The sequence below is a fragment of the Actinomycetospora atypica genome, from assembly GCF_042653685.1.
GTDB lineage: Bacteria > Actinomycetota > Actinomycetes > Mycobacteriales > Pseudonocardiaceae > Actinomycetospora > Actinomycetospora atypica.
Window position 1 is genome coordinate 177,112 of sequence record NZ_JBHSIV010000004.1, and the last position, 25,549, is coordinate 202,660.

General features: G+C 75.0%; 25 protein-coding genes. 8 read left to right on the plus strand and 17 right to left on the minus strand.

Features of this window, described 5'->3' with window-relative positions; all coding sequences use genetic code 11:
• The first annotated feature begins 140 nt into the window (after positions 1 to 140).
• Positions 141 to 3,275: an arabinosyltransferase domain-containing protein gene (locus ACFPBZ_RS05400; RefSeq protein ID WP_378034981.1), complete on the plus strand. Its 3,135-nt coding sequence runs from the start codon at positions 141 to 143 to the stop codon at positions 3,273 to 3,275.
• Positions 3,276 to 3,474: 199 nt separating this feature from the next.
• Here the strand turns inward: ACFPBZ_RS05400 and ACFPBZ_RS05405 are convergent, their stop codons facing one another.
• From ACFPBZ_RS05405 to ACFPBZ_RS05415, 3 genes are all read right to left on the minus strand, one after another.
• A complete protein-coding gene (locus ACFPBZ_RS05405; protein WP_378034982.1) occupies positions 3,475 to 4,974 on the minus strand; it encodes a hypothetical protein in 1,500 nt (499 codons plus the stop codon).
• Between the two features lie 115 nt (positions 4,975 to 5,089).
• The gene (locus ACFPBZ_RS05410) at positions 5,090 to 5,941 is read right to left on the minus strand and encodes a serine hydrolase (protein WP_378034983.1); all 852 of its coding nucleotides are present in this window, start codon (positions 5,939 to 5,941) and stop codon (positions 5,090 to 5,092) included.
• Positions 5,942 to 5,992: 51 nt separating this feature from the next.
• Complete coding sequence (locus ACFPBZ_RS05415) at positions 5,993 to 6,595, minus strand: TetR/AcrR family transcriptional regulator (RefSeq protein WP_378034984.1); 603 nt, start codon at positions 6,593 to 6,595, stop codon at positions 5,993 to 5,995.
• 96 nt (positions 6,596 to 6,691) lie between these two features.
• Here ACFPBZ_RS05415 and ACFPBZ_RS05420 point away from each other — a divergent pair, with 96 nt between their 5' ends.
• The gene (locus ACFPBZ_RS05420) at positions 6,692 to 7,423 is read left to right on the plus strand and encodes an SDR family NAD(P)-dependent oxidoreductase (protein WP_378034985.1); all 732 of its coding nucleotides are present in this window, start codon (positions 6,692 to 6,694) and stop codon (positions 7,421 to 7,423) included.
• A 10-nt stretch (positions 7,424 to 7,433) separates the two neighbouring features.
• Here ACFPBZ_RS05420 and ACFPBZ_RS05425 read toward each other — a convergent pair whose 3' ends face one another.
• Together ACFPBZ_RS05425 and ACFPBZ_RS05430 are read right to left on the minus strand one after the other, a co-directional pair.
• Positions 7,434 to 7,985 (minus strand): TM2 domain-containing protein, encoded by a 552-nt coding sequence (locus tag ACFPBZ_RS05425; RefSeq protein ID WP_378034986.1) that lies wholly within the window; start codon positions 7,983 to 7,985, stop codon positions 7,434 to 7,436.
• A 307-nt stretch (positions 7,986 to 8,292) separates the two neighbouring features.
• The gene (locus tag ACFPBZ_RS05430; protein WP_378034987.1) at positions 8,293 to 9,015 is read right to left on the minus strand and encodes a TetR/AcrR family transcriptional regulator; all 723 of its coding nucleotides are present in this window, start codon (positions 9,013 to 9,015) and stop codon (positions 8,293 to 8,295) included.
• 55 nt (positions 9,016 to 9,070) lie between these two features.
• On the opposite strand from ACFPBZ_RS05430, the gene ACFPBZ_RS05435 reads away from it, so the two are divergent.
• Positions 9,071 to 10,228: an FAD-dependent oxidoreductase gene (locus ACFPBZ_RS05435; protein WP_378034988.1), complete on the plus strand. Its 1,158-nt coding sequence runs from the start codon at positions 9,071 to 9,073 to the stop codon at positions 10,226 to 10,228.
• An 80-nt stretch (positions 10,229 to 10,308) separates the two neighbouring features.
• The gene (locus tag ACFPBZ_RS05440) at positions 10,309 to 11,154 is read left to right on the plus strand and encodes a helix-turn-helix transcriptional regulator (protein WP_378034989.1); all 846 of its coding nucleotides are present in this window, start codon (positions 10,309 to 10,311) and stop codon (positions 11,152 to 11,154) included.
• Here the strand turns inward: ACFPBZ_RS05440 and ACFPBZ_RS05445 are convergent, their stop codons facing one another.
• On the minus strand, positions 11,155 to 12,153 hold the full coding sequence (locus ACFPBZ_RS05445) for an NAD(P)-binding domain-containing protein (RefSeq protein WP_378034990.1): 999 nt from the start codon (positions 12,151 to 12,153) through the stop codon (positions 11,155 to 11,157).
• Between the two features lie 109 nt (positions 12,154 to 12,262).
• On the opposite strand from ACFPBZ_RS05445, the gene ACFPBZ_RS05450 reads away from it, so the two are divergent.
• Positions 12,263 to 13,054 (plus strand): SAM-dependent methyltransferase, encoded by a 792-nt coding sequence (locus ACFPBZ_RS05450; RefSeq protein WP_378034991.1) that lies wholly within the window; start codon positions 12,263 to 12,265, stop codon positions 13,052 to 13,054.
• Positions 13,055 to 13,112: 58 nt separating this feature from the next.
• Here ACFPBZ_RS05450 and ACFPBZ_RS05455 read toward each other — a convergent pair whose 3' ends face one another.
• Entirely contained in the window at positions 13,113 to 13,454 is a 342-nt protein-coding gene (locus ACFPBZ_RS05455) for a TfoX/Sxy family protein (protein ID WP_378034992.1), read from the minus strand.
• 160 nt (positions 13,455 to 13,614) lie between these two features.
• On the opposite strand from ACFPBZ_RS05455, the gene ACFPBZ_RS05460 reads away from it, so the two are divergent.
• On the plus strand, positions 13,615 to 14,673 hold the full coding sequence (locus ACFPBZ_RS05460) for an AbrB family transcriptional regulator (RefSeq protein ID WP_378034993.1): 1,059 nt from the start codon (positions 13,615 to 13,617) through the stop codon (positions 14,671 to 14,673).
• On the opposite strand, the gene ACFPBZ_RS05465 is transcribed toward ACFPBZ_RS05460, so the two are convergent.
• Positions 14,646 to 15,308 (minus strand): thermonuclease family protein, encoded by a 663-nt coding sequence (locus ACFPBZ_RS05465; protein ID WP_378034994.1) that lies wholly within the window; start codon positions 15,306 to 15,308, stop codon positions 14,646 to 14,648. The genes ACFPBZ_RS05460 and ACFPBZ_RS05465 overlap by 28 nt on opposite strands.
• A 236-nt stretch (positions 15,309 to 15,544) precedes the next feature.
• On the opposite strand from ACFPBZ_RS05465, the gene ACFPBZ_RS05470 reads away from it, so the two are divergent.
• On the plus strand, positions 15,545 to 15,832 hold the full coding sequence (locus tag ACFPBZ_RS05470; RefSeq protein WP_378034995.1) for a hypothetical protein: 288 nt from the start codon (positions 15,545 to 15,547) through the stop codon (positions 15,830 to 15,832).
• A gap of 211 nt (positions 15,833 to 16,043) precedes the next feature.
• Here the strand turns inward: ACFPBZ_RS05470 and ACFPBZ_RS05475 are convergent, their stop codons facing one another.
• The 9 genes from ACFPBZ_RS05475 to ACFPBZ_RS05515 form a co-directional block, all read right to left on the minus strand.
• Complete coding sequence (locus tag ACFPBZ_RS05475) at positions 16,044 to 16,679, minus strand: LysE family translocator (protein ID WP_378034996.1); 636 nt, start codon at positions 16,677 to 16,679, stop codon at positions 16,044 to 16,046.
• A 47-nt stretch (positions 16,680 to 16,726) separates the two neighbouring features.
• On the minus strand, positions 16,727 to 17,788 hold the full coding sequence (locus tag ACFPBZ_RS05480; protein WP_378034997.1) for an FUSC family protein: 1,062 nt from the start codon (positions 17,786 to 17,788) through the stop codon (positions 16,727 to 16,729).
• A gap of 111 nt (positions 17,789 to 17,899) precedes the next feature.
• Positions 17,900 to 18,661: a sulfite exporter TauE/SafE family protein gene (locus ACFPBZ_RS05485; RefSeq protein ID WP_378034998.1), complete on the minus strand. Its 762-nt coding sequence runs from the start codon at positions 18,659 to 18,661 to the stop codon at positions 17,900 to 17,902.
• A gap of 19 nt (positions 18,662 to 18,680) precedes the next feature.
• Positions 18,681 to 19,430, minus strand: coding sequence for an SDR family oxidoreductase (locus ACFPBZ_RS05490; protein WP_378034999.1), 750 nt, complete (start codon positions 19,428 to 19,430; stop codon positions 18,681 to 18,683).
• 9 nt (positions 19,431 to 19,439) lie between these two features.
• Positions 19,440 to 20,429: an NADPH:quinone oxidoreductase family protein gene (locus ACFPBZ_RS05495; protein ID WP_378035000.1), complete on the minus strand. Its 990-nt coding sequence runs from the start codon at positions 20,427 to 20,429 to the stop codon at positions 19,440 to 19,442.
• Positions 20,430 to 20,431: 2 nt separating this feature from the next.
• Positions 20,432 to 21,802, minus strand: coding sequence for a phosphotransferase family protein (locus tag ACFPBZ_RS05500; protein WP_378035001.1), 1,371 nt, complete (start codon positions 21,800 to 21,802; stop codon positions 20,432 to 20,434).
• Positions 21,799 to 22,449 (minus strand): TetR/AcrR family transcriptional regulator, encoded by a 651-nt coding sequence (locus ACFPBZ_RS05505; RefSeq protein ID WP_378035002.1) that lies wholly within the window; start codon positions 22,447 to 22,449, stop codon positions 21,799 to 21,801. The genes ACFPBZ_RS05500 and ACFPBZ_RS05505 overlap by 4 nt, the downstream gene beginning before the upstream one ends.
• 117 nt (positions 22,450 to 22,566) lie before the next feature.
• A complete protein-coding gene (locus tag ACFPBZ_RS05510; protein ID WP_378035003.1) occupies positions 22,567 to 23,019 on the minus strand; it encodes an SsgA family sporulation/cell division regulator in 453 nt (150 codons plus the stop codon).
• Between the two features lie 468 nt (positions 23,020 to 23,487).
• Complete coding sequence (locus ACFPBZ_RS05515) at positions 23,488 to 24,555, minus strand: hypothetical protein (RefSeq protein WP_378035004.1); 1,068 nt, start codon at positions 24,553 to 24,555, stop codon at positions 23,488 to 23,490.
• Here ACFPBZ_RS05515 and ACFPBZ_RS05520 point away from each other — a divergent pair.
• A complete protein-coding gene (locus ACFPBZ_RS05520) occupies positions 24,518 to 25,372 on the plus strand; it encodes a hypothetical protein (RefSeq protein WP_378035005.1) in 855 nt (284 codons plus the stop codon). The genes ACFPBZ_RS05515 and ACFPBZ_RS05520 overlap by 38 nt on opposite strands.
• The last annotated feature ends 177 nt before the right edge of the window (positions 25,373 to 25,549 follow it).

A 25,549-nucleotide genomic window follows, 5' to 3' on the forward strand; every position in this document is an offset into this window, starting at 1 on the left:
CGAGGGGACGACGCCGACCGCCATCACGGCCGCATCCCGCGCGCCTCCGGGAGGTTCACGGCGCGTGACCCCTACCCTTGCTCCGTCAGAGCGATAGATGGACACCGGGGGCGAGGGTCCGGGGGTAGGTAGTGACTGCTGTGCTCAGCCCGTCCGGCGCGCCGTCGAACGACGCGCCGACGAGGGCACGCCCGGTCACCGTCCTCGCGTGGGCGCTGCTCACGATCGTGCTCGGGCTCGCGATCCCCCTGGCCCCGGTCACCAGCGAGGTCACCACGGTGTCGTGGCCACCCGCCGGCCAGCCCGCGCGCTCGACCACCCTCGCGCTCAGCCCGCCCCGCCCCGCCTCCCTCGACGTCACGCTCCCCTGCGCCGCGCTGCGCGTCGGCGGGGACGTCTTCCGGACGATGCCGCCGGGTGCGGTGCCGCCGGCGGAGAAATCCGACGTCGCCCCCGAGGACCGCAAGCCCGACCCCACGCCCGACCGCGTCGCCGCCGGCGGCCTCGTCGTGTCGTCCGCCGGGAACCGGGTCGACGTCGTCGTCTCCGGCGAGCGGATGCTGACCACGCCGATCCCGGCGAACAACTGCACCCTCGCCCTGTCGAGCGGCGCAGAAGGCCTCCGAGCCACCCTCGACGGCGCCCCGCTCCCCCTCGCCTGTGGCGACTGCGCCGACATCGCGGTCCCCCAGGTCTCGGAGCTGACGACGACCGCCGAGAACCAGCCGCTCGAGGTGACGCTCCAGCCCGACGACCGCTACGACAGCACACCCGGCGCCCTCAAGATCGTGCTGCTGATCGCCCACCTGGCCGCGCTCGCTGTGCTGTTCGTCCTGCTCGCGCGCGACCACGGGCCGGCGGTCGCGCGGTGGTGGCAGGGCCGGCGGCACGCGGGATCGGTGCTGCGCCGCCATCTGTCGTGGGCCGACGGCCTCGTCGTCGGGGTGTCGGGCGCCTGGGTGGTGCTCGGCCCGATGAACTTCGACGACAGCTGGTATCCGCTGATGGCGCGCAACGCCGACGCCGCGGGCTACATCGGCAACGCCGTCTACATGTTCAACGTGACGGAGAACCCCTTCGTCCTGTCGCAGTACCTCATGCAGGCCTGGGGGGCGGTCGGCGGCTGGTCGCTCGTGTGGATGCGCCTGCTCCCGCTCGCGTTCGGCCTGCTCACCTATGCCCTCCTGCGCGTCTACCTGGCGCTCGCCCTGCGGCGCGCGCGGGTTCGTCGGGACCTGGTGCCGTGGGCGCTGCTGGTCGCGCACCTCGTCTGGTTCCTGCCGTTCGGGCTGACGCTGCGCCCGGAGCCGCTGATCGTGCTGCTCTCGGTGGTGGTGCTCCTGCTGGTGGAGCTCGCCCGCGTCCGCGAGGCGCCGCTGCTCCTCGCCCTGGCGGTGGCGGCCGCGGCGCTGTCGCTGGCGTGCTCGCCGACCGGGCTGGTGGCGGTCGCGCCGCTGGTGGTCGAGCTGCCGCGCTGGTGGCCGCGGATCGTGGCATCGACGGCGCGGGAGCGGGTCGTCGTCGTGGCGGTGCTCGGGGCGGCGGCGTCGATCGCGGTGCCGGTGGCCTTCGCCGACGCGTCGCTCGGCGACATCCTCGAGGCGTCGGCCGTGCACGCGTACTACTACAACACCGTCCCCTGGTACGACGAGCTCACCCACTACCAGACCCTGCTCTCCCCCGGCCGCACGCCGTGGGGCCGCCGCGGGCCGATCCTGCTGACGATCGGCGTGATGCTGCTGGTCGCGGCGGGCAGTGCGCTGCGGGGTCCCGACGACGACGACCTCCGTCGCCTCCTGCTGCACTCCGCGGCCACGAGTGCCGTGGCGTTCGTGCTCGTCGCGGCCAGCCCGACGAAGTGGGTGCTGCACTTCCCGGCGGTCGCGGCGGCCGGGACGGTGCTGCTCGCGGTCGCCCTGCTGCGCGCGCCGATGCCCCGCGGGGAACGGGCGCTGGCCACGTCGGCCGGCCTCGCGGTGCTCGTCGTGGTCGTGTCGATCAGCTTCGCCGGCTGGAATGTCTGGACGCCCTACTCCGACCGCGGCCAACCCTTCGGCGCCCACGCCGACCCGGCCCCCACCCCGCTGAGCCAGAACCTGCTCGCGCCCCACCTCGGGCCGGTGTTCCTGCGCAACCCGCTGGTGTGGATCGCGGTCGCACTGCTCGCGCTCGCCTGGGCCCGGTGGTCGGTGCGCCGCTGGCCCGAGCGTCGTCTCCCCCGCCCCGAGCCCGACCGCGCCGTGCTCATCGTCGCCTGCGTGACCCTCGTCGTCGGGATGCTCGGCGCCTTCCTCTACGCCCCGCTGCGTCAGTACCCGGGCTGGACCATCGCGCTGGGCAACACGAAGGACGTCGTCGGGACGGCGTGCGGTCTGGAGACCGAGGTGACGGCCCTGGGGGCGGCGTCGGTGCCGCTCGGGCGACCGGTGGGGCCGGCCGTGACCGACGGGGACATGGTCGACGCGGCGCGCTTCCCGGCGCCGGGCCCGGTGCCGGACCTCGGGCGCGTCTGGCACGACGTCACGCCCACCTCGACCGGCCGTGGCGGCCTGCGCACCGGCTGGTACCCGGTGCCCGCGGGCGGCGACGCGACGGACGTCGTCGTGCCGATGCTGATGTCGGGCGGTCCCGACGAGCGCGTCGTCGTCGAGTTCGGGCGCGGCGCGGTCCCCGAGGTGACGGGCCGCAAGGACATCCAGCCGCTGCCCAACGCGGACGGCCGGACGTGGCAGGAGCGGGCGGTGTCGCTCGTCGACCAGGCGTCGCGTCCCGAGTGGACCCGCGTGGTCGTCGAGCCCGGGCCGGCGCGCGCCCAGGACCGGGTCGCAGTGGCCGAACCCTTCCTGGGCACGCCGAAGCCCGTCGGCGAGGTGCTCGCGGGCAAGCCCGTGCTGGCCGACCAGATGTCGGCCGTGCTCTGGCCGTGCGTCGACCAGGTCGCGGTCGCCCGCGGGATCGCCCCCGCCCCGGACGTCCGCATCCACGCCGACGAGGACCTCGGCAAGGACTACTGGGCGCTGCAGGAGAAGCAGGAGCGCGGCGGGGCGTGGCGGTTCGACGACGAGCGCTCCACCTACGTGCGCCTGGCCACCGCGGTGCAGCCCGGTGGGCCGCGGACGAAGCCGTGGGGCCGCGTCGACCTGGTGGTCCGCGATCGGCCGGCCGGCCTCGTCGACCTCAGCTCCGGCACCCGGTCGACGCCCGGCTGGGAGACCGGCCCGACGATCGCCTACGAGGACTACGACGACGTCGAGTACCAGGGCGCGGTCGGCTGACCGCTCCGGCCGTGCCGGAACCGTGTCCGTCGGACACGGTCGTCGCGACGTCCTCCGGCGCCGCGGGCCGGACGGCCGCACCGAAACCGGGTCACGACGACCCTGTTCCGGCCGACCTCCTCGGACCGTCGCCCGCGGCGGAACCGTGTCGATCGGACACGGTTGCCGTGGGCCCGGTTCCGGCGTCGCTCCGGGTTCCCTACGGGTCGAGCACGAGGCGTCCCGGGCCGCGACCCGGGACGTTCGTCGGCCACCCCGGGCCCTCTCCCTCCACCCAGCGCAGCCGGTGGTCGGTGGGGCGGGGCGGCTCGTTCTCGGAGAACAGGTAGTTGACCCGCAGGAACGCGCGGGTCAGCGGTCCGCCCTGGGCCTCCCGGCCGGCGGCGAGGGCGCGCACACGGTCGTGGTCGGAGAACGCGTCGACGATGTCGCACTCGCACCCGTAGGCCAGGGCCCCGATCTCGCCGGGGGCCGCCACGCTCTGCCCGGGCGGCAGCACCGCGCCCAGCTGCTTCCCGGCCTCGATGTACTGCGCGGCCGTGGCCCAGTTGCCGAAGATCACCGGCTGCGACCACGGGACCGGCCCCACGACCTGGATCCCGACCGCCATCCCCGCCACCACCGCGAGCGCGGGGACCAGCGCGGTCGTCCGGCGGGTCGCGAGGTCGGCGGCGAGCAGCGCGGCGCAGGTCGTCATCAGGAAGAGCGACGGGCAGTAGTACCAGATGTACGACGACACCCCCATCGCCGCGTACACGCCGTAGTGCAGCAGCCCGCCGAGCCCGCAGGCGACGATGACGCGGTCGACCGGGACGTGGCGTCCCCGCACCACGGCGGCCAGCGACCGCACCAGCGCGACCAGCCCGGTGAGCACCACCGCCCCGATCAGCACCATCGGCACCGGCCACCGCTCGGCCCAGAACGCGGGGCCGTTGCCGAAGACCTCGCCGTTGGGGAACGAGCCGCCGGTCTTGATCACCAGAGTGTCGGGGACGAAGCCGCCGAGCACCACCCACGACCACAGGTGCCACGGCAGCGCCACGACGATCGTCGCGCCGAGCGCCGGGATCAGGGCGCGCCAGTTCGCGAGGGTCCGCCCGACCAGCAGCCCCACCAGCAGGACGAGGCCCGGCGCGGCGAGGTCGGGCCGACAGAGCACCGCCAGGCCGAGGACGATCCCCGCGGCGAGCGGCCGCCGGGCCGCGGCGTAGCGGGCGACCCCGAGCAGCAGCGCGGCCCCGAGGAACGACTCCATCCCGACGATGCTCGCGAAGATCGGCGAGGTGAGGGTCAGCCCCACGACGAGCCCGACCAGCACCCGCCGCCGCACCCCGAGCGTCGCGGCGAGCTGGGCGCTCCACACCCCGAGCGCCGCCGTCGACGCCACGAGCACCAGCCCGACGGAGACCGCGGGCCGCCCGGTCACGACGATGCCCGCGGCGAGCAGCCACACGTTGAGCGGGGAGGTCGCGGAGTTGGCGTCGCGGAACGGGGTGAGGCCCCAGTGCCCGTGCAGCGCGAGGTTCCGGGCGTAGTCGAGCGTGATGTACGTGTCGTCGGGCATCCCGCGGTGCGCGAGCGCGAAGAGCACCGCCCCGGCGAGGGCCCCGCAGAGCCCGCCGATCACCGCGGGCGAGAGGCGCCGGCGGGTGGGCGTCACCTCCGGCGCGTCGGGCCGGTCGGTGATGGTGGCGGTCATGACGCTCCCCCGGGGGTCTCGGCGGCCCGGTTCGTGCTGGTGGGGACGCTCGCTGCGCAGGAACGGTATCCGGTGGGGACCTCGTGTCCGGCGTGACGTCGCCGAGCCGGGGGGCTCAGGCGCCGAGGACGTCGCGGACCGCGGCCGAGGCGTCGTCGAGAACGCTCCGCGCGGCCGGGTAGCCGAAGGGCTGCTGGGAGAAGATCGCGACGACGAAGCGGCCGGCCTCGTCGGGAAGGCCCGCGCTGTGCAGGTCGACGCTGTCGTCGAGGCAGCACAGCCAGCCCTGCTTGGCCGCCGCCGGGCCGCGGCGCTCGGGGTCGAGCAGCCCGAAGGCCTGGTCGAACCCGTCGGTGGCCCGCGCCGGGGCCGCGCTCATCGCGGTGAGGACGAAGTCGCGGTCGGCCGGGGCGAGACCCTCGACGACGAAGCGCAGCACGCTCGCCATGTCGCGGGGCGAGAGCTGGACCTCGCCCCACTGCGACGCGTCGTCGGGGACGGTCGTGTCCTGCAGGCCGAGCCCGTCGACGATGCGCGTGATCCCCGACGAGCCGCCGGAGGTGGACCAGAGCGTGTTCATCGCGTCGTCGTCGCTGGGGCCGAGCGCCGCCTGCATCAGCTGTCGGTCGTCGTCGGTGACCTCGTCGCCGTTGGTCAGGGCGTCGACGACGGTCAGCACCTTCGACAACGACGCGGAGTTGAACGGCGAGGCACCGGCGTCGTTGGTGGCGAGCGTGCCGGTCCGCCGGTCGAGCACGGCGATCCCGACCTCCACCCCGTCGCGCGTCACGGTGGCGTCCCCCGCGTCGACGGCCTGCTGGGCCGGGGAGGTGGTGGGCGCGGTCCCGGGCTCCTGCGCGGTGATCGAGGGCGCGACGACCGGGGCCGGCGGGGACATCGGGCCCGCGCAGCCCATGGTCAGCGCCAGGAGGACACCTACCCCGACAGCCCGCCACGAACGGCTCATATCGGGCGGGTCCCCGCCGGTGGTGTGCTGCTGGTGTGGCGCCGGGACCGGTCAGGGCCAGTCCGGGGCCGGTCCGGGCAGGGGGTGGGCCCCGGCGGGGCGCAGTCCGTCGAAGATGATCGCCAGGTAGCGGCGCCAGAGGTCGGGAGCCGGGTCGGTCACGTAGGTGGTCGCGTGGACCGGCGCGCAGATGAGGACCCAGACGTCGGTGCCGGTGACGTCGGCGCGGACCGCCCCCGCGTCGCGCGCCCGCCCGACCAGCTGTTCGACGCACCCGTGGAGCTCGTCGCGCAGACGGGCGACCCCGGAGTCGCCCGCGGTGATCGTCTGGAGGAACGACAGGTCGTGGTGGGCCTGCCCGCCGGCCGCCACCGTCAGGAACTCCAGGAGCGCCGCACCGGGGTCGGGTGCGTCCGCGAGGCCCCGGGCGACGGCGGCGAGCTCCTGGAAGTGGCCGCCGACGATGGCGGCGATCAGCTCCTCCTTGGTGGCGAAGTGCCGGAAGACCGTGCCCTTGGCGACCCCGGCCCGGCGTGCGATGTCCGCCATCGACGCATCGAGACCCCGCTCGGCGAACTCCGCCTCGGCCGCGGCCAGCAGCGACCCGCGATTGCGGGTCGCGTCGGCGCGCAGCGGTCGCTCGGGCGTGGTCACGGTCACCACCCTACCCAAGTTGACCGTGCGGTCATCTTGTCACTAGGTTCGGGAAACATGACCGCACGGTCATGTTGGCTGCATCGGAGGCACTCGATGGAACTGCGCGGAGCTACCGCCCTCGTCACAGGCACGAACCGCGGGATCGGCCACCACTTCGCGGTCGAACTGCTGCAGCGCGGGGCCAAGGTCTACGCCACCGCCCGCCGGCCCGAGCTCGTCACGATCCCGAGCGTCGAGATCCTGCGCCTGGACATCAACGACCAGGCCTCGGTCGACGCCGCCGCCGCCGTCGCCACCGATGTCGACGTCCTGGTGAACAACGCCGCGTTCACCGCGGGCGGCAACCTCGTGACCGGTGACCTCGACGCGATCCGGGCGACGATGGACTCGAACTACTACGGCACCCTGGCCATGGTCCGGGCGTTCGCCCCGATCCTCGCCCGCAACGGCGGCGGCGCCATCCTGAACGTCCTCTCGGGCGTCGCCTGGACCACCGTGGACGGCAACACCGCCTACGCCGCCGCCAAGTCCGCCCAGTGGGGCCTGACCAACGGCATCCGGGTGGAGCTCGCCGGCCAGGGCACGCTGGTGGCCGGGCTGGTCCCCGGGCTCGTCGCCACCGACACGATGAAGGAGTTCGCGCGCGACGCCGGGCTCGACCTCGGCACGGACGTCATGACCGACCCGCTCGACCTCGTCCGGCTCGCCCTCGACGGACTCGAGGCCGGGGAGGTCGAGATTCTCGACGGTCTCGGCGTCGCCGCGAAGGCCACCCTCGCCGGCCCGCCGCAGGCCCTCGACCTCAGCGCCGTCTCCGCCTCCTAGCGGTGCCGGCTCACCACGTGAGGCGCGGCGGCACCGTCCCGGCGTTGATCTGGTTCGCGAGGTTCGAGCAGACGACCGCGCACGTGATGAAGGCGGCCAGCCACACGAGGAAGCCGAGCGGGGCGAAGAGGACGAACAGGAAGATGCCCACGACGAAGTGGGCGCCCATCAGCGCGAGCCCGGTGCCGACGCGGTCGAGGTAGAGGTGCCCGGCGCCGAGCCAGAAGAAGGTCAGCAGCACCGCGACCCCGGCCGACTTCGCCGAGCGCACCGGCATCCCGTAGGGCTGCGCGTAGGCGTTCGGCGCGGGCATCGGCGGGTACGAGGGCTGGGGCATCGGGTAGGGCCCGCCCGCGTATGGGGCGTTCGGGTACGGCTGGCCCTGGTAGGGCGCGTACGGCTGGCCCGGGTACGCCTGGCCCGGGAACGGCGGCGCCGGGTACTGCCCGCTCGGGGCCGGCGCGGACCACCCCGGGTGCGGGCGGCAATTCGGGCAGATCGCCCCCGCCCCGGAGAGCTCGGTGGAGCAGGTGGGGCAGGTCGCCCTGGCGATCTCGGTCATCTCGTGTCCCCCGACTGGTGGCGCTGGTCGCCACGGCAACGGTGGCGTCGAGGGGGACATCGCCGGACTTCCCGGCCGGGTTACAGCGAATGGCGGACGGATCGGGCCCGGATGTCACGGGGCGTGAGACGCACTCCGGACACCCGCGCGAGAACCGGGTCCTCGGGACCCGGTTCTGCGCGACCATCCCGTCGTCGTCGGGGTCGTCGTCCGAGGGTGGGGACGACGGCCTGGCGACCGTGTCCATCGGACACGGTTGTCACGGAGCTCGGCGGGCCGCAGGTCGCCGGTCGACCGAGGGCGAGACCTACCGACCGGGTAGGTGCACGGCCGTGATCCCGACCAGGAGGAGGTCGAGCCCGGTGAGGAACTCCTCGCGGTCGTCGTGGTCGCGGAGCTGGGCCGCGACGGCGCGGGTGAAGGAGTACTCGTCGGGGTCGAGGTCCTCCCAGGCCGTCGCGGCGGAGTCGAGGAAACTCGTCCGGCCGGCGTCGAGGGTCCGCCCGTACACGCCGGCCACCGCGTTCAGGCCGGCGGCGCCCAGCACGTAGTGCATCACCGCCGACGTCGCGGTGAACCAGGAACGCTCGGGCAGGCCCAGGGCGCGGACCTGCCGGCCGAGGCCCTCGAAGAGCCGGGCCGTCGTCGGGCCGCCAGGGCTGCGCGAGATCTGGGTGGCCAGCTGGGTGGAGAGCCAGGGGTGGGCGTCGGTCGCGTCGAACAGCCCGAGGGCGAGGGCGTGGACGGCGGCGCGCGGGTCGTCGGTCGGCTCCACGTCCAGCGCCGCGGCGACCACGGAGTCGGTGGCGGCCGCGAGCAGCTCGTCCTTCGTGCCCACCCGGTGGTAGATCGCGCCCGGCCCGGTGGCCAGGCGCTCGGTGAGCGCGCGGGTCGTCAGGCCGGCCTCGCCGCCCGCGTCGAGCAACTCCACGGCCGTCCGGACGATGCCGTCGCGTGAGAGCGGGTCGGTGCGCCGGGGGCGTGCCTGGCCGGGTCGTGTCGTGGGTCCCACGAGGACAGCTTGACACATGTTGGTGCACCGCTCCAATCTTGGAGCACTGCACCAACTAATCCAGGAGCCCACCATGACGACCCCCGTCACGATCATCGGAGCCGGACTCGGCGGGCTCGTCCTCGCCCGGGTCCTGGCCGTCCACGACGTCCCGGTGACGATCTACGAGGCCGAACCCTCTGCCGACGCCCGCGCCCAGGGCGGGATGCTCGACATCCACGAGGACGGCGGCCAACCCGCCCTCGCCGCGGCCGGGCTCACCGAGCAGTTCCGCGCCCTGATCCTCGAGGGCGCCGAGGCCACGCGGGTGCTCGCGCCCGACGGCACCGTCCTGCTCGACGAGCCCGACGAGGGCCAGGGCGGTCGCCCGGAGGTCCAGCGCGCCGCGCTGCGCCGGATGCTGCTCGACTCGCTGCCCGCCGGCACGATCCGCTGGGGCCACAAGGTCCGCGAGGTGCGCAGCCTCGGCGGAGGCCGGCACGAGGTGCGCTTCGCCGACGGCACCGCGGCGACCGCCGACCTGCTCGTCGGCGCCGACGGGGCCTGGTCGCACGTGCGGCCGCTCGTCTCCGACGCCGTCCCCGCCTACGCCGGGATCTCGTTCCTCGAGACCTACCTCCACGACGCCGACACCCGTCACCCCGAGGGCGCACAGACCGTCGGCGGCGGCGCCCTGTTCGCACTCGCCCCGGGCCGCGCGATCCTCGCCCACCGTGAGAGCGGCGCGACCCTGCACACCTACGTCGCCCTCGCGGAGTCGCAGGACTGGCTCGACCGGATCGACCTGTCCGACCCCGTCGCCGCCACGAAGCGGATCGCGGCCGAGGAGTTCGACGGCTGGGCGCCCGAGCTGACCGCGCTCCTCACCGACAGCGACACCACCCCGGTCCCCCGCCCGATCCATGCCCTGCCCGTCGGCCACCGCTGGGACCGGGTGCCCGGGGTGACCCTGCTCGGCGACGCCGCCCACCTCATGTCCCCGTTCGCCGGGGAGGGCGCCAACCTCGCGATGGTCGACGGCGCCGAGCTCGGCCGGGCGCTCGTCGCGCACCCGGACGACGTCGAGGCCGCGCTGGCCGAGTACGAGCAGGCCCTGTTCCCGCGCGGTGCCGCGTCCGCCGCCGAAGCGGCCCGCAACCAGGCGATGATGTTCGGTGACGACACCCCGCGCGGCCTGCTCGCCCTGATGGCCGGGGAGGACCCCACGCCGTCGCTCGACCCGCGGGACTGACCCTCACCGGGCCGTCGTCGGGATGTCGTAGGACCGGCAGGGTCAGGCTGGAGTGGCGCCGGGCGAGCAGACTGGCTGGCGTGGAGCCCTCACCGTTCGGTCCGACCCTGCGCCGGTGGCGCGAGCGGGTGGCCCCCGAGTCGGTCGGCGTGCACGTGGGCGGGACCCGACGCCGCACGGCCGGCCTGCGCCGTGAGGAGCTCGCGGGACTCGCCGGGATCTCGGCCGACTACCTGACGCGGCTCGAGCAGGGGCGGTCCCGGACACCGTCGGCGCAGGTCGTGGAGGCGCTCGCCCGGGCACTGCGGCTCTCCGACGCCGAGCGCGACGTGCTGCACCAGCAGGCCGGGCACGCGGCGCCCGGTCACGACGTCGTGCCCACCCGGATCACCCCGAGCGTCCAGCGCCTGCTCGACCGCCTGACCCACACACCGGTCGCGGTGTTCGACGCGACGTGGAACCTCCTCGTCGCGAACGCCCCCTACGAGGCCGTGATGGGGGCGACCTCGTCGTGGCGGGGCGTGGAGCGCAATGCCGTCTGGCGCCACCTCGCCGGGCCGGCCAGCCGGGTCGTCATGGCCCCCGAGCAGCGGGCCGAGCTCGAGAGCGGGCTGGTGGGCGAGCTGCGGCTGACCGCGTCCCGCTACCCCGCCGACCGCACCCTCGCCCGTCTCCTCGGCGAGCTCCGCCGCATCCCGCGGTTCGTCGCGCTGTGGGACTCGGCCGACCCCGCGCCCGCGGAGCAGCCGGGGAAGAGCAAGACGATCGCGCACCCGGCGGTCGGGCCGATCACCCTCGCCTGCGACACGCTCGTGGTCGCGACCGACGACCTGCGGATCATGGTCTACACCGCCGAGCCCGGCACCGAGGACGACGAGCGGCTCGCGCTCGCGATCGTCCTCGGCACCCAGGTGCTCGTCGACTGATCACGCGTGCGGGAGGCGCTCCCGCACCGCGGCCTCCGCCTGGGCGAGGGTCGAGGTCTCGGCCTCGCGGCGCAGCTCCTCGAGCCGCTCCCCCGCCTCCGGGCGGCTCCACTCGCGGGCGAAGGCGCCGGAGAGGATGTCGTCGTGCAGGACGTTCGAGAAGCGTTCGTGCAGCGAGGTCACGTCGGCGGACGCGAGGCCGCGGAGCTGCCCGTACTGCGAGGTCCGGGAGTGCAGCCCGAGCTGGCCGAACAGGCCGTCGCGGGCGATGTGGTCGAACACCTCGGCCGGCTCGCCGGAGAGGTAGAGCTCGGAGAGCACCGCCTCCTCGCTGAACCCGGCCTCGGTGAGCACCGCGTGGGCCGTGCGGAGCATCCCGAGCACGGTCGGCCAGACGGCCTGCTCGCTGAACAGGTCGAGCGCCGCCTCCTCGCGGGCGCTCGACTCGACCGCCCCGCCGAGAGTGCCGCCGATCCCGCGGGCGATCGCCATCGTCGTGGCCCACGCGTTGCCGGTGGCGTCGCGCTCGACCGACACGAGACACGGGAAGCCCACCCGCGAGACGTAGCGGTCGCGTACTGCCGCGCCGATCATGCGTGGCGCCACCATCACCACGTCGACGCCCTCGGGCACCTCGAGCAGCCCGAAGTGCCAGTTGTAGCCGCTGGCCACGACGAGGGTGTCGCCGGCGCGCAGGCCGGGCGCGACCTCGTCGCGCACGAGCTCGGGCTGGACCTCGTCGGGGACGAGCAGCAGGACGACGTCGGCGGCGGCGGCCGCCTCGGCGATCGGGCGTGGGGCGAAGCCCTCCTCCGTGGCCGCGGCGCCGTGCTCGTCGTCGCGGTTCCCGACGATGACCGGGACACCGGAGTCGCGCAGGTTCGCCGCCTGGGCCGCGCCCTGGTTGCCGAACCCGAGGATGCCGACGGTGCGCCCGCCGAGGGCCTCGAGGTCGCCGATGTCGCCGATGTCGTCCCGGTGGATCTCCGCGTGAGCCATGCCGTCGAGCCTGACCGGGCGCCCGGCGGGAGCGCCACCCTCGGCGATTCGCGGATCTTCGCCCGGACGGAGGGGCCGGCGCCGAGTCGATCGTCCTACCGTTCGGATTGTGGGCGATGCGGTGCCGGGCGACGAGATCGACCTCTGCCGTCCCAACGGCGCGCGGGTCTACGACTACCTGCTCGGCGGCGGGCACAACTTCGCCGTCGACCGCGAGCACGCGAAGCGCCTGCTGGAGGCCAACCCCGACCAGCAGCACGGCGCGCACGCCAACCGCGCCTACCTGCACCGCGTCGTGCAGTGGTGCCTCGACCGCGGCATCGACCAGTTCCTCGACCTCGGCTCCGGCGTCCCGACCGTCGGCAACGTCCACGAGATCGCCCACCGTTACAGCCCGCTCGTCCGCGTGGCCTACGTCGACCGCGACCCGGTGGCCGTCGCGCACAGCGAGTCGATCGTCGCCGACCTCGACGCCGTGACCGTCACCCGAGCCGACCTCCGCGACCCCGACGCAGTGCTCGCGGCTCCCGGGGTCGCCGGCCTGCTCGACCTCGACCGGCCCGTCGCCCTGCTCGCCGTCGCCTGCCTGCACTTCGTTCCCGACGATGCCCGCGGCTTCATGGCGGCCTACCGCCGGCGTCTGGCGCCCGGCAGCGTCCTCGCGATCAGCCACGGCAGCGACGACGTCGACGACCCCGACCACGCCGCCCGGATGCGCGCCGTCGCGGACTCCTTCGCCGGCACCCCGAGCCCCGTGGCCCTGCGCAGCCGGGCCGAGCTGCGCGAGCTCGTCGGCGACTTCGCGATCGTCGAGCCCGGGATCGTGGACATCACCGACTGGCCGGTCGCGACCGGGAGCCGGCCGGCCGCCACCTGGGCGGTCGTCGCGGTCGCTCGCTGACCCGCTGGGTCGGCGGGACCGTCGAGCGGTGCACGCACCACTCGGGCCCCGAGCCGACCTAGCGACGCCGCCGCGGGTGGGCGACGGCCTGGCGGTTGAACGCGAGGGCCTCGTCGAGCCAGACCCGGAGCTGCTCGTCGCCGGCGAACTGCTCGGCCGGGACCGTCAGCCAGCTCGGGCCCATCGACCGGCCCGCGCCCATCTCCGCGACGGCCACCCCGTGCTCGGCGACGAGCTTCTCCGACCGCTCGGGATCGACCCGGACGAGCAGGTCGCCGCCGCGGCGGACGTTGAGCAGCATCTTGTCGTCCACCATGAACGACAGCCCGCCGAACATCGCCTTCTCCCGCCACGGGACCGGGAGCATCGCGCGGATGCGGTCGGCGGTGTCGTCCCCCATGGCCGCAGAGTGTGCCGCCCGGTTGAGGATCGGGGAACGGGATGCGCCCCGCACGCGAGCCCGACACGGCGGGACGAACCGGGACGGGCATCGTCGGCACGCGGCGCCGTGCGGCACATCCGCTCGACGCGGACAGCGGGCCTGCGCGAGGCTCGGCGGGATGACCTGGGTGCGGTGGGGGCTGCTGGCGGCGCTCACGGTCGTCGTCACCCTGGCCCTGGGTGCGGTCGGCGTCCCCTCCCCTGCGCTGTTCGCCGGGCTCGGGGTGGCGACGGTGCTCGCGCTGACCGGGCTGGGCCCGACGACGGTCGCGCGGCAGGCCACGGGCGGCGCGCAGGCCGTGATCGGCGTGGTGATCGGGCTGCTCGCGCGCCCCGAGACCCTCACCGCGGTCGCCGCGCAGTGGCTGCCGGTGCTGCTGGTCAGCCTCGGCACCCTCGCGGCCAGCATGGGCGCGGGCCTCCTGCTCGGGGTGCAGCGCGGGGTGTCCCCGCTGACCGGGATGCTCGCGCTCACCGCGGGCGGAGCGTCCGGGCTGACGGCGATCGCCCGCGACCTCGGCGGCGACGAGCGGATCGTGTCGGTGATCCAGTACCTGCGGGTCGGGCTGGTGACCGCGACGATGCCGATCGTCGCGGCCGCGGTGTTCGGGGCCGCGCACGTGGGGGTCGGCGCGCAGTCGGGCGGGGGCGCGCCCTGGTACGTCGGGCTCGCGCTCGTGGCGGTCTGCGCACTCGGCGCCCCGGTCGCGGAGAAACTGAAGGTCCCGGCCGGTGCGCTGCTCGGGCCGATGGTGATCGCGATGGGCCTGTCGCTCGGCGGGCTGACCTTCGGGGGCTCGGCGCCCGACCTGCTCGTCGACGTCGCCTACGCCGTGATCGGCTGGCAGGCCGGGGTGCGCTTCACCCGGGAGGCCCTGCGGACCGTCGTCCGGGTCCTCCCGCTGGCGACCGCGCTGATCGTCGTGATCATGGGCGTGTGCGCGGCCCTCGGGCTGCTGCTGTCCGCCCTCACCGGCGTGACGCCGCTCGAGGGCTACCTGGCGACGAACCCCGGCGGCATCTACGCCGTGCTCGCCACCGCCATCTCCTCCGGGGGCGACGTCACGTTCGTCGTCGCGGTCCAGGTGGTGCGGGTGATCCTCATGCTGCTGGTGGCGCCGCTGCTCGCGCGCCTCGCCGGCCCTCGTCGTCAGCACCACCACTTGCGCTTGCAGTAGCCGCCGGTGAGGGCGCCGTCGGGCAGGCCCTGGTCGCCGGGGGTGGGCAGGTCGATCGAGCCGTCGTCGTCGTAGTTTCCCGACGACGAGGTGGGCGCGGGCTGCGAGCACGTCCTCCCGTTGGGGTCGGCGTCGCGCAGGCCGGCGAGGTAGGAGGGGTCGGCGCCGTTCTCGACCGCGCCGGTGTGGTCGTAGGCGACCATCGACCCGCCGAAGTCCGACCCGTAGGGGAGGTCGACGTAGCGCAGGAGCCGGCCCGCCCTGTCCTTCTCGACGCCGGGTTCGGCGCGCAGCGTGACGTCCCGGCCCTCGACCAGCGACTCGGCGAGGGACGTCGCCTGCTTCCCGCCGTAGGTGGAAGCGGGACACGAATCGATCCCCAGCACGCCGATCCTCCGGCCTCCGACGAGGAGGGTGTCGCCGTCGATCACCTCGGTGACCGTGACGGTGGGCGCGGCCGCCCGGGTGGGGGCGGGCGCGGCGACGGACGTCGGGGCCGAGGAGGCCGGTGCGGGAGCGGTCGCGGCCGCCGGGGCGCTCGCCGCGGTCGTCGGGCTGCTCGAGAGATCGCTGATCGCGACCAGGCAGAACACCCCCGCCGCGATCCCCGACCACACCTTGTGTGCCGTCCGCATCGTGCCGCCCCCCGACGTCGTCGTCCCTCGCGGACCGTGTCGCTCGCCGGAGGGGATCTCGTTACCGGGTCGGCGACGCACCGTCGTCGGAGAAAGGCGCCGACCCGAATTCGCGGATCCGCTCACCGTTCCGATGGGGTGAAAGCGCTCCACTATCGCGGTGCGTCACGAAATCGTGAGCCTGCTCGGCCCGGAATGTCCCTATCGTGAGCCCCCGGGGGAAAGCGGGGGCGGACATGAGATCCATTCTGGGGGCGGCCGTGGTGGCCGGGATCGTCGGGATCGCGGCGCCGTGGGTGGCGATGGCGCGGCGGGGCACGCTCGACGAGCAGGCGTTGGCGTCGATGCGCGAGCCGGTGGTCCCGGCGCCCCGACGAGCGCCCGACGACCTGCCGGTGCGGACGGCTCCGGTCCCGCCTCGTCGTCGGGAACGGCACCGGCCGCCGAGCGACGAGGCCGGGTGCGCGACGCACCCGGTCGAGATGGTGCGACCCGGCGCCGACAGCGCGGTTCGCGACCGCTGAACCGGGTCGGACCTCCGGACGAGGCGTTGCGCCGCACACCCGGCCGGCTCGGTGCGGACGGTTTCCGAGGCGCGTTGCGCCGCGCACACGGCCGGCTCGGTCCGGACTCTCCCCGAGCGGTGTTGCGCGACGCAACGCGCGTCGGCGGCCGAGCGGCCTCGTCCGGCCGTGTGCGTCCCGCAACGCCCCGGGGCGAACCGAAGCGGGTGCGTCAGGTCGCGCGGCCGCTCGCGGCCACGCCCACCCCGAGCCCGATCATGGCGACGCCCCCGCTGGCCTCGAGCGCCGCGAGGCGGCGGGGCGACCGGGCGAGCCAGGCCCGCGCGGTGCCCGCGGTGAGCGCCCAGATGCTGTCGAGCGCCACCGCGATAGTGCAGAAGATCGCGCCGAGCAGGACGAGCTGCGGGGCGACGCTGCGCGTGGGGTCGACGAACAGGGGCAGGAACGCCACGAAGAAGATCACGGTCTTGGGGTTGAGGGACCCGACGAGGACGCCGTCGAGCACGCACCGCAGGACCCCGGCCTGCGGGGCGGGGCCGTCGGGGGCGAGCTTCCCCGCGGCGGCGTGCCGACGGCGGATGGCGGTGACGCCCAGATAGACCAGGTAGGCGGCGCCCGCGAGCTTGACGAGGGTGAACACCGTGGCCGACCGCTCGATGAGCTCGCCCAGCCCGAGCGCCACACCGACCACCTGCAGCATGACCCCGAGGGCGTTCCCGACGACCGCCGCGAGGGCTCGCAGCCGGCCGACGCTCAGCCCGCGACCGATCGCGAACATGGTGCTCGGCCCGGGGACGAGGATCAGCAGGGTGGCGGCGCCGACGAAGGCGAGGAGGCGGGGGTCCACGGTCGGTAGGAGAACACGACGCGTCGCGGAGGTCGAGCGGATAGCGCTCACCCGACGACCGGGTCGGCCTCCGCCAGCCGGTCGAGCACCCTGGTGATCCGGACGAGCGGTCGGCGCACGACCGCACCGAAGGTCGTCGGGTCGGCGTCGCGGTGCGCCGCGAGCAGGTCGCGGACGTGCCCGGGGCCCGGCGACGCTTGTCCGGCGAGCGGGCCCGCGACCGTGTCGGCGAGGGCGAGCACGACGGTGCGGGTGCGGTCGTGCATGGCGTCCCACCACGCCCGGACGTCCTCGCGGCCCGCGAGCTCCGCGACGTCGTCGGCGTAGAGCCGGACCGACGCCGCGACCTCGGCCGCGGCGTCGGCCCGGGAGGTGACCGGGTCGAGCGCGTGCCGGTATCGCCGCCGCCAGAGGGGGTTGAGCCGCACCGCGCGCCGGGCCGTGGCGAGCTTCGGCGCGAGGCCGAGGGCGCGCACCTCGGTCGTGCGGGTGCGGTCGCGCAGCTCCTCCGTCGTCGGGCCGGGGTGCGGCGCGAGCAGGTCGGCCACGGCCCGGAGGTGGTCGGCGCACTCCTGCGCGACCGCGTCGAGCTCGCGGCGGAACGACCGCACGGGGTTCGTCGGCAGGAGCAGGGGGGCGAGGACGATCGTCACCGCCGCGCCCACCGCGGTCTCCCACAGCCGCGACACGGCGTAGGCCGACGGGTCGGTGTTCGCGAACACCAGCAGCGCCGAGACCGCGACCTGCACGTTCAGCGCGCCCGCCACGCGCAGGACGACCCCGACGGCCAGCGCCACCCCGAGCACGAGCACCACGGCGAGGGTGCCGGGCCGCAGGAGGCTCAGGACGCCGACACCGATCGCCAGCCCGGCGACCACGCCGACGACGCGGCCGAGCGAGACGTCGAAGACCGTGTCGGGGGCGTCGCGCAGGGCCACGAGCGGCACGATCACCGCGAACACCGGGGGCTGGGTGGCGCCCAGCCGGACGCAGAGCTCCCAGGCCACGGCCGCCGCGACGAGGATCCGCAGGAGGACGCGCCCCTCGGTGGGCGCCGCGACGGCCACGGTGTGCGCCCGGACCCGGAGCCGTTCGACGACCGACGTCATCGGCCTCCCCTCGACCAGCGGTGATGTCCCGGCGCAGCGTCCCGTGATCCGCACGTCGGCGCGAGCAAATGTCGCGCCTCGTCGTCACGGAGGCAGGGCAGCGGAGGCAGGTCAGCGGAGCAGGAGCTGCACCAGCGCCGCGAGGCCGACTACGACGATCACCGCCCGCAGCACCACCGGCGGGAGCCGGCGCCCGATCAGCGCACCGAGCACGCCGCCGACGATCGACCCGCCGGCGATCAGCCCGACCACCGGCCACGACACCGGCGCGACCAGCACGAACACGATCCCCGAGACGAGGTTCGCGAGCATCGTCAGGACGATCTTCACCGCGTTGTGGCGCTGCAGGTCGTCGTCGAGCAGGAGCCCCATGACGCCCAGGAGCAGGACCCCCTGGGCGGCTCCGAAGTAGCCGCCGTAGATCCCGGTGCCGAACGTGGCGCCGGCGAGGGCGGGGCGCACGCGGGTGCGCGGTTCCCCGGACGTGCGGCGCGCCGCGACCCGCCGCGACACCCACGGCCCGATCACGACGAGCACGATCGCGAGCGCGATGAGGACCGGCACCACCGCGTCGAACGCGCTGGCCGGGAGCACGAGCAGCAGGAGCGAGCCGACGAGGGCGCCGACGACGGTGGGCACCGCGAGCCGCGCGACCCGCCCCCACCGTCCGACCAGCTCCCGGCGGTAGCCGACCGCGCCGGTGATCGCCCCGGGCACCAGGCCCAGGCCGTTCGAGACGTTGGCCGTCAGCGGCGGGTAGCCGAGCGCGAGGAGCACCGGGAAGGTGACCAGGGTGCCGGAGCCGACGATCGTGTTGATCATCCCGGCCCACACCCCGGCGACCGCGATGAGGACGGCGCCGCCGAGGGTCACGCGCCCATCATGACGACGGTCAGGACTGCTCGGTGGGCCGGACCAGGATCTCGTTGACCGCCACGCGCGGCGGCCGCGTGACCATGTAGAGCACCGCCTCGGCGATGTCGGACGCCTCGAGCACCGCGAGCTCGCCGAGGGAGTCGACGTCGGGGGTGTCGCCCTCGCCCTTGCCCGGCAGCTCGGTGCGGGTGATCCCCGGTTCGACGATGCCCACGCGCACGTGCGCGGGCGCCAGCTCCTGGCGCAGCGACTCGGAGAACGCCCCGACCGCGTGCTTCGTCGCGCTGTACACGGCACCCACCGGCAGCACGCGGCGTCCGGCGTCGGACCCGACGGTGACCACGTCGGCGACCCCGCGCGGCCCGGCGGCCGCCGCCACCAGCGGCTCGAGGGCGGCGTGGGTGGCGGCGAGGAGCCCGTCGAGGTTGATGCTCGTGGTCGCGAGCCAGTCGCCGAGGTCGGAGCCCCGGGCCGGGGCGAGCGAGCCGAAGCCGGCGTTGTTCACCAGGACGTCGAGCCGGCCGTGCCGCTCGACGACCTCGCCGATCGCCGCGACGGCGGCCTCCGTGTCGGCGAGGTCGACCACGTGCACGCTGGTCGTGGCGCCGTGCTCGGCCAGCTCGGCGGCGAGGTCGTCGAGCCGCTCGGCCCGGCGCGCGAGCAGCGCGACGGTGGCGCCGTGCTCGACGAGCGCCCGCGCGGTCGCCTCCCCGATCCCGCTCGACGCGCCGGTCACCGCTGCGACCACACCATCCAGATCACCCATGATCGGCGGCTACCCGTTCGCCTCGGTCCCAGCGGACGTGGTCACCACCAACTTGCCGAGCGCCGCCCGGCCGCCGAGGGCCTCGACCGCCTCGTGGGCCCGCTCGAGCGGGTAGGTGCCGCCGACCGGCGGGTCGATCGCGCCGGACTCGAGCAGGGGGACGATGCGGTCCCACTCGCGGCGCTGCGCCCCGGAACGCGGCATCGCATAGGCGCCCCAGCCCACCCCGCGGACGTCGATGTTGTTCAGCAACAGGCGGTTGACCTTCACCGTCGGGATATCGCCCGCGGTGAACCCGATGACGAGGAGCCGGCCCAGCGGGGCCAGGCTGCGCAGGGAGTCGGTGAAGCGGTCGCCGCCCACCGGGTCGACGACCATGTCGACCCCCGCTCCCCCGGTGGCCTCGGCGACGGCGTCCTTGAAGCCGTCGCTCGCCACGACCGTGTCGACGCCGAGCGAGCGGACGAACTCCGCCTTGTCCGGGGTCGAGGTGACGCCGATGACGCGGGCCCCGAGCGCGAGGGCGAGCTGGACGGTCGCCGTCCCGATGCCGCCCGCCGCGCCGTGGACCAGCACGGTCTCGCCCTCCCGGAGGCCGCCGCGGATGCCGAGCCCGAACGACATCGTCAGGTAGTTCATCGGCAGGCAGGCGCCGGCGACGAAGGAGACGCGGTCGGGCAGCGGGAACACCGACCCGGCCGGCGCGGCCACCACCTCGGCGAAGGCGCCGATCGTCGTCGTCGCGGCCACCCGCTGGCCCACGACGAACCCGCTGTCGGCGCCGGCATGGCGCACGGTCCCGGCGACCTCGCCCCCGAGGACGAACGGCAGCTCGGGCTTGTACTGGTAGCGGTTCTGGGTCAGCAGCAGGTCGGGGAAGTTCACGCCGGCCGCCGCGACGTCGATGAGCACCTCGTCGCCGGTGGCCTCGGGCTCGGGGACCTCGTCGACCGACAGGGCGGCCGGACCGTCGTGGGTCACCACTCGTACTGCGCGCACTCCTACCTCCGTGGTCGGGTGATCGGGTAGCGGGGGTTGGCGACGGCGAGCCGGCCGAGGGTGCCGCTGCGTACGGCGGCGGCGACGGCCTCGTCGTCGAGGCGGAGGGTGCCGGAGCGCAGCCCGGCGGCGAGCTCGGCGTCGTCGTGACAGCCGGTGCGGGCGAGGGCCGCCGCGTGGTCGCGCTGCAGGCCCGGGCCCAGGGCGAGCTCGCGGCGCACCACCGCGAGGCTCGTCCGGGCGACGCGGGCGAGGTAGCGGGAGCGGTCGTCGGCCGGCTCGAGCTCGTCGACGAGGAAGCCCTCGACGGCCGCGAGCAGCTCGTCGACGGTCGGACGGTCCGTCGGCGGGCGGACGGGGTGCGGTGCGACCGAGTCCGAGGGACACGGTTCGTCGGGAAGCGTCGTCCCCGGTTCGACGAGCCCGAGGAGGAGCAGCGCGTCGTGCTCCGCCTCGACCGCGCGGCGTCCCAGCACGGCGAGCTCCACCGAGGGCTCGGCGCCGGAGAGGTGGCGCTGCGCCTGCATCCGGCAGATCACCGCCCAGTGCACGCAGGCGAACACCTCCCACCAGTGGACCGCCGCCGGGTCGGGGGCCGCGCCCGCGACCTCGTCGTACCCGGCGAACAGGTCCTCCCGGGAGCCGAACCCGCCGACCTCGGGGGCGGCGCCGAACCGCCAGACCCGGGCGCACATCCAGCCCAGGTCCTCGCGCGGGTCGCCGACGTGCGCGAGCTCCCAGTCGAGCACCCCGCGCAGCCCGTCCTCGCCGACGAGGAGGTTGCCGTGCCGGAAGTCCCCGTGGACGACCGCCGGGGCCGTGGCCACCGGCGGGTGGTCGGCCAGCCAGCGCAGCCCGGCCTCGACCGCGGGGCGTGGTTCGCCGAAGGCGTCGTGCTCGGCGCGGAGCCGGGCGAGCCGGTCGTCCACCCGGTCCAGCGAGGGCACCTTCCCCGGGTCGATCGCGTGGATGCGGGCGAGCACCCGGCCCAGCTCGCGCGCCAGCCCGGCGCGGGCGGCGGCGAAGCGGTCCTCGCGCAGCAGGCGGGTCGGCAGCGTCTCGCCCTCGAGCCGGGCCAGGACGAGGTAGGGGGTGCCGACCGCGTCGCTCCCGTCGCCCGCCGCGACCAGGGCCGGCACCGGGATGCCCACCGCGGCCGCCGCCCGGAAGCACTCCGCCTCGCGGCGCATCCCCTCGGGCTGGGGCAGCCCGGGCGGGTCGCGGCGCAGCACGAGGGCCCGGTCGTCGGCGTCGAAGGCCCAGGTCTCGCGGCTCGCCCCCGCCGTGATCCGCTGCAGCCCGGTGACCGTCCGGGCGCCGAGGACGGCGGCCAGGGCGGCCGCGAGCTCGTCGCCGCCCCGTGGTGCGGTCACCGGCGGTGCCCGACGGCGTCGAGCGCGATGGCGCGGTGCCGGGCCACGACCTGCTCGGGATGGAGCGCTCCACCGGGGCGGTACCAGGTGGCGACCCCGGTGCATGCGGTCACGACGAACCGGGCCGCGTCGCGCGGGTGCGCCGTGGTGAAGACGCCCTCGCGGGTGCCGTCGCGCACCACGCGGTCGAACAGCCGCTGCTGGGCGTCGCGCTTGGCGATCACCAGGGCGCGCCCGGCCGGCTCGAGGGCCCGCAGCTCGCTGTTGCCGATCAGGCTCTCGCGCTGGGAGTCCATGTGGAAGCGCACGTGGGCGCCGACGATCGCGTCGAGCCGCGCGGCGGGTTCGTGCCCGGCGTCGTCGAGCGCGTCCTCGGTGGCGTGGAGCAGGAGGTCGAGGCTGCGGTCGCACAGGGTCACCAGCAGGCCCTGCTTGGACGCGTAGTGGTGGTAGAGCACCGCGGGGCTCGTCCCGGCCGCCGAGGCGATGTCGCGGACCGACGAGCCGTGGTAGCCGTTGACCGCCATGACCTCGACCGCTGCGGCCAGCAGCGTGGCGGCGGTGGGCTCGTCGTCGGGGCGGGTCAGCACCGTCGGGGGCGGGACAGGCGACGGAGCGGACCGGCCCGGGGCGACGACGCGGGGCATGCCCGGCACCGTAGCGCGCCGAACGGTCGTTCAACGACCTCGTGATCTGGTGGTCAGCGCCGTCCGCTGGAACCCCCGGACACGTGCTCCGTCGCGCCGGTGCCGTGTCCGATCGCGCTACCGGGGGCCGCGCTCGAGACGCTCGCGGTCCCGGACCCGCGATCGCGGCGGGGCGAGGAGGAGCATCGCGACGGCATGGTCGAGGTCGAGCCACTCGTGCTCGGCGCCGAAGGCGACGTGGTCCCGCGTGCGGGCGAGGTAGTCGCGGAGGGCCGCCTCGGGTGCGCGGAACACGGCGCGCTCCCCGGGCCACCGCAGCTCGATCTCGACCTCCCGGCCCGGCGTGGGCGTGTCGAGGGGGCGGAGGCGGACGTCGCCCTCGCCGGCCGCCTCGATCAGGCCCTGGGCGAGGAGCGCGCGGGAGAAGCGCCACACGACCTCACCGGTGTCGACGGTCTGGAACGCGAGCGCCACCGCGTAGGGATCGACCCCGGCGTAGCGCAGCTCGACCTGGGCGGGCACCGGAGGTCGGTGTCCGCGCACGAGCTCGAGGACGACGGGAACGCGCACGAGGACGTCGTGTCGCATGGCACGGCCTTTCACGAGGAAGGTCTGGTGGCGGTGGGGCGGCGAGCGCTCCCGCGAGGTTCGGAGCCACGCGGAGGACCGGCGACGACCACGCGCGGGGCACACCCCGCGACATCCGCAACGGATGGCGCGATGAGCCGCCCCCTCGTACGGCCCATCGCCCGCGGTACTCGACGACGTGGCCCCACGCGTGATCGCCAGGGTCGGCCGACCCGGGTAGCGCACTACCTCGGAGCCGGACGACCGGTCCGGAGGAGACAGGCGCGCGCGGACGGCCCTCGCCCCGGACCGGCTCGCCCCCGTCGCGCTGCACGTCGGTCGCGAGGACCGGGCGAGCGCGCCGGGAGCGTCAGGTCGGGGGCACGGGCCGACGGGGCCTGTCCCGGGAACTGACGGGGACTCGACGGGACGACCGCCGGCCGCACTGGGCGGACGGCGGACGTCGAGGCGTCAGTCGGGCCCGATGGCGACCTCGGGGAACCACCACGAGAGCCGGCGCCCGCAGGCGACGAGCACCAGGCCGGCCAGGATCGCCGGAAGTGCGAGGGGGTCGGTGAGCACGCCGGTCAGGCCGAGCGCGCCCGGGCCTGCCGAGGCGCCGGCCGATCCGGTTCCGGCAGGGGCCGCCGGAGCGGCGGGAGCCCAGGGCGCAGGCGCACCGGGGAGTCCGGGCTCGGACACGGGGCCGACGACCGCAGTGACCGTGGACCACGGCGCGCTCGGCGAACCGGAACCCAGGGGCGGTGACACGGCGAGGCCACTCGGGACCGGGTTGCTCCCGTTCCCACCGGCGACTGCTGGGTGCGCCGGTATCGAGGGCAACCGGTTCGCGTCCGTCCGGGGCGCGAGGAGCGGTGACGCCGTGCGCCCCGCGACTCCGGCCGCGGTGACAGCCACGGTCGGGGCGATCCCGCCCAGCGCGTCGCGCGGCAGGCCGAGGGCGGTCGTGCCGAGGGCGCCGACCGTTCCGATCAGGCCCGTCGTGGTGTCGGTCAGCCCGGTGACCGTGCCGCCGAGGAGGCCAGTGGTGTCGCCGATGGCGCTCGCGCCGAGGGCGCCGACCGTCCCGATCAGGCCCGTCGTGGTGTCGGTCAGCCCGGTGACCGTGCCGCCGAGGAGGCCAGTGGTGTCGCCGATGGCGCTCGCGCCGAGGGCGCCGACCGTCCCGACCAGGCCCGTCGTGGTGTCGGTCAACCCGGTGACCGTGCCGCCGAGGAGGCCACCGGTGTCGCCGACGGCCCTCGTCCCGATGACGCCGACCGTGCCGGTCAGGCCCGCCGTGGTGTCGGTCAGCCCGGTCACTGTGGCGCCGAGCAGGCCACTCGTGTCGTCGATGGCGTTCGTGCCGAGGACGCCCACGGTGCCGGTCAGGGCCGTCGTGGTGTCGGTCAGCCCGGTGACCGTGCCGCCGAGCACGCGACCGGTCCGGTCGACCACCCCGGAGGGCTGGAGGAGCGTGTCGGGCACGGTGACGACCGGGGTGAGCAGCGACGACACGGCGGGGGCCGCGTCAGCCACGGCCGAGGTCAGGGTTGCCGTCGGCGCGAGGACCGACCGGGGTTCCGTCGTGGTCCTGGTGGCGGCGGTCGTGGTCGCGGCGGTGGCGGTCGCGACAGCTGAGGTCGCCTTTGCTGCGGTCGCCTTTGCGGTGGTGGTCGCCTTCGCCGCGGTGGTCGCCTTCGCCGCGGTGGCCTTCGCCGTGGACGTCGCCTTCGCCGTGGTCGCCTTCGCCGTGGTGGTCGCCTCCGCCGCGGTCGACTTGACCGCTGAGGTGGCCGTCGACGTCGCCTTCGCCGTGGAGGTCGCCTTCGCCGCAGTCGCCTTGACCGCTGAGGTGGCCGTCGACGTCGCCTTCGCCGCGGTCGCCGTCACCGAGGTCGTCACGCTCGAGGTCGACGTGGCCGGGGTCGCCTTGTCCGAGCTCGCCTTGTCCGAAATCGCCTTGTCCGAGGTCGGCTTCGCTGACGTCGACTTGCCCGACTCGGCCTTGTCCGAGCTCGCCTTCGCTGGGGTCGACTTGCCCGACGTCGACTTGCCCGACGACGACTTGCTCGACGACGAATCAGCCGAGCTCGCCTTCGTCGAGGCCCCCTTGCCCGTGACCGCGTGGACCGCGGAGCTCACGGTGCCGGTCGAGGAGCCACTGCCGCCGCCGGAGGAACCCTCCTCGTCGCCGGCCGCCGAGGCGGGACCGGCAAGCAGGAGGCCGGCGAGGAGGAACGCGCCCAGCAGTCCGACGAGCAGCACCAGACGGCGGAGGAGACGGGGCACGAGCGAGTGGACCTCGTCCACGTCTCCACCCCCTCGATGTTCCGGTCGACCCGTGCCGGATTGAGGCGGTGGGTGACACCCTTTCCCGCATCGTCGGGCCACCGGACACACACCTCAGGCAACGATGAGTACCGCCCAGCCTCCGGACAGTGAGGTCAAGTGACGGGAATCACAGGTATTCGCGGGCAACCACTCGCATTGGGCTGTATCCGTTGCTGCCGTCGGTGGCTCGCTCGCTCGT

What these genes read in the sequence shown, in the direction of transcription:
- ACFPBZ_RS05490 (WP_378034999.1), bottom strand. Translation starts at nt 19,430, where the DNA reads ATGGGTGATCTGGATGGTGTGGTCGCAGCGGTGACCGGCGCGTCGAGC.
- ACFPBZ_RS05445 (WP_378034990.1), bottom strand. Translation starts at nt 12,153, where the DNA reads ATGGCTCACGCGGAGATCCACCGGGACGACATCGGCGACATCGGCGAC.
- ACFPBZ_RS05455 (WP_378034992.1), bottom strand. Translation starts at nt 13,454, where the DNA reads ATGGGGGACGACACCGCCGACCGCATCCGCGCGATGCTCCCGGTCCCG.
- ACFPBZ_RS05470 (WP_378034995.1), top strand. Translation starts at nt 15,545, where the DNA reads ATGAGATCCATTCTGGGGGCGGCCGTGGTGGCCGGGATCGTCGGGATC.
- ACFPBZ_RS05505 (WP_378035002.1), bottom strand. Translation starts at nt 22,449, where the DNA reads ATGCCCCGCGTCGTCGCCCCGGGCCGGTCCGCTCCGTCGCCTGTCCCG.
- ACFPBZ_RS05425 (WP_378034986.1), bottom strand. Translation starts at nt 7,985, where the DNA reads ATGACCGAGATCGCCAGGGCGACCTGCCCCACCTGCTCCACCGAGCTC.
- ACFPBZ_RS05410 (WP_378034983.1), bottom strand. Translation starts at nt 5,941, where the DNA reads ATGAGCCGTTCGTGGCGGGCTGTCGGGGTAGGTGTCCTCCTGGCGCTG.
- ACFPBZ_RS05430 (WP_378034987.1), bottom strand. Translation starts at nt 9,015, where the DNA reads ATGTGTCAAGCTGTCCTCGTGGGACCCACGACACGACCCGGCCAGGCA.
- ACFPBZ_RS05460 (WP_378034993.1), top strand. Translation starts at nt 13,615, where the DNA reads ATGACCTGGGTGCGGTGGGGGCTGCTGGCGGCGCTCACGGTCGTCGTC.
- ACFPBZ_RS05405 (WP_378034982.1), bottom strand. Translation starts at nt 4,974, where the DNA reads ATGACCGCCACCATCACCGACCGGCCCGACGCGCCGGAGGTGACGCCC.
- ACFPBZ_RS05435 (WP_378034988.1), top strand. Translation starts at nt 9,071, where the DNA reads ATGACGACCCCCGTCACGATCATCGGAGCCGGACTCGGCGGGCTCGTC.
- ACFPBZ_RS05420 (WP_378034985.1), top strand. Translation starts at nt 6,692, where the DNA reads ATGGAACTGCGCGGAGCTACCGCCCTCGTCACAGGCACGAACCGCGGG.
- ACFPBZ_RS05465 (WP_378034994.1), bottom strand. Translation starts at nt 15,308, where the DNA reads ATGCGGACGGCACACAAGGTGTGGTCGGGGATCGCGGCGGGGGTGTTC.
- ACFPBZ_RS05480 (WP_378034997.1), bottom strand. Translation starts at nt 17,788, where the DNA reads ATGACGTCGGTCGTCGAACGGCTCCGGGTCCGGGCGCACACCGTGGCC.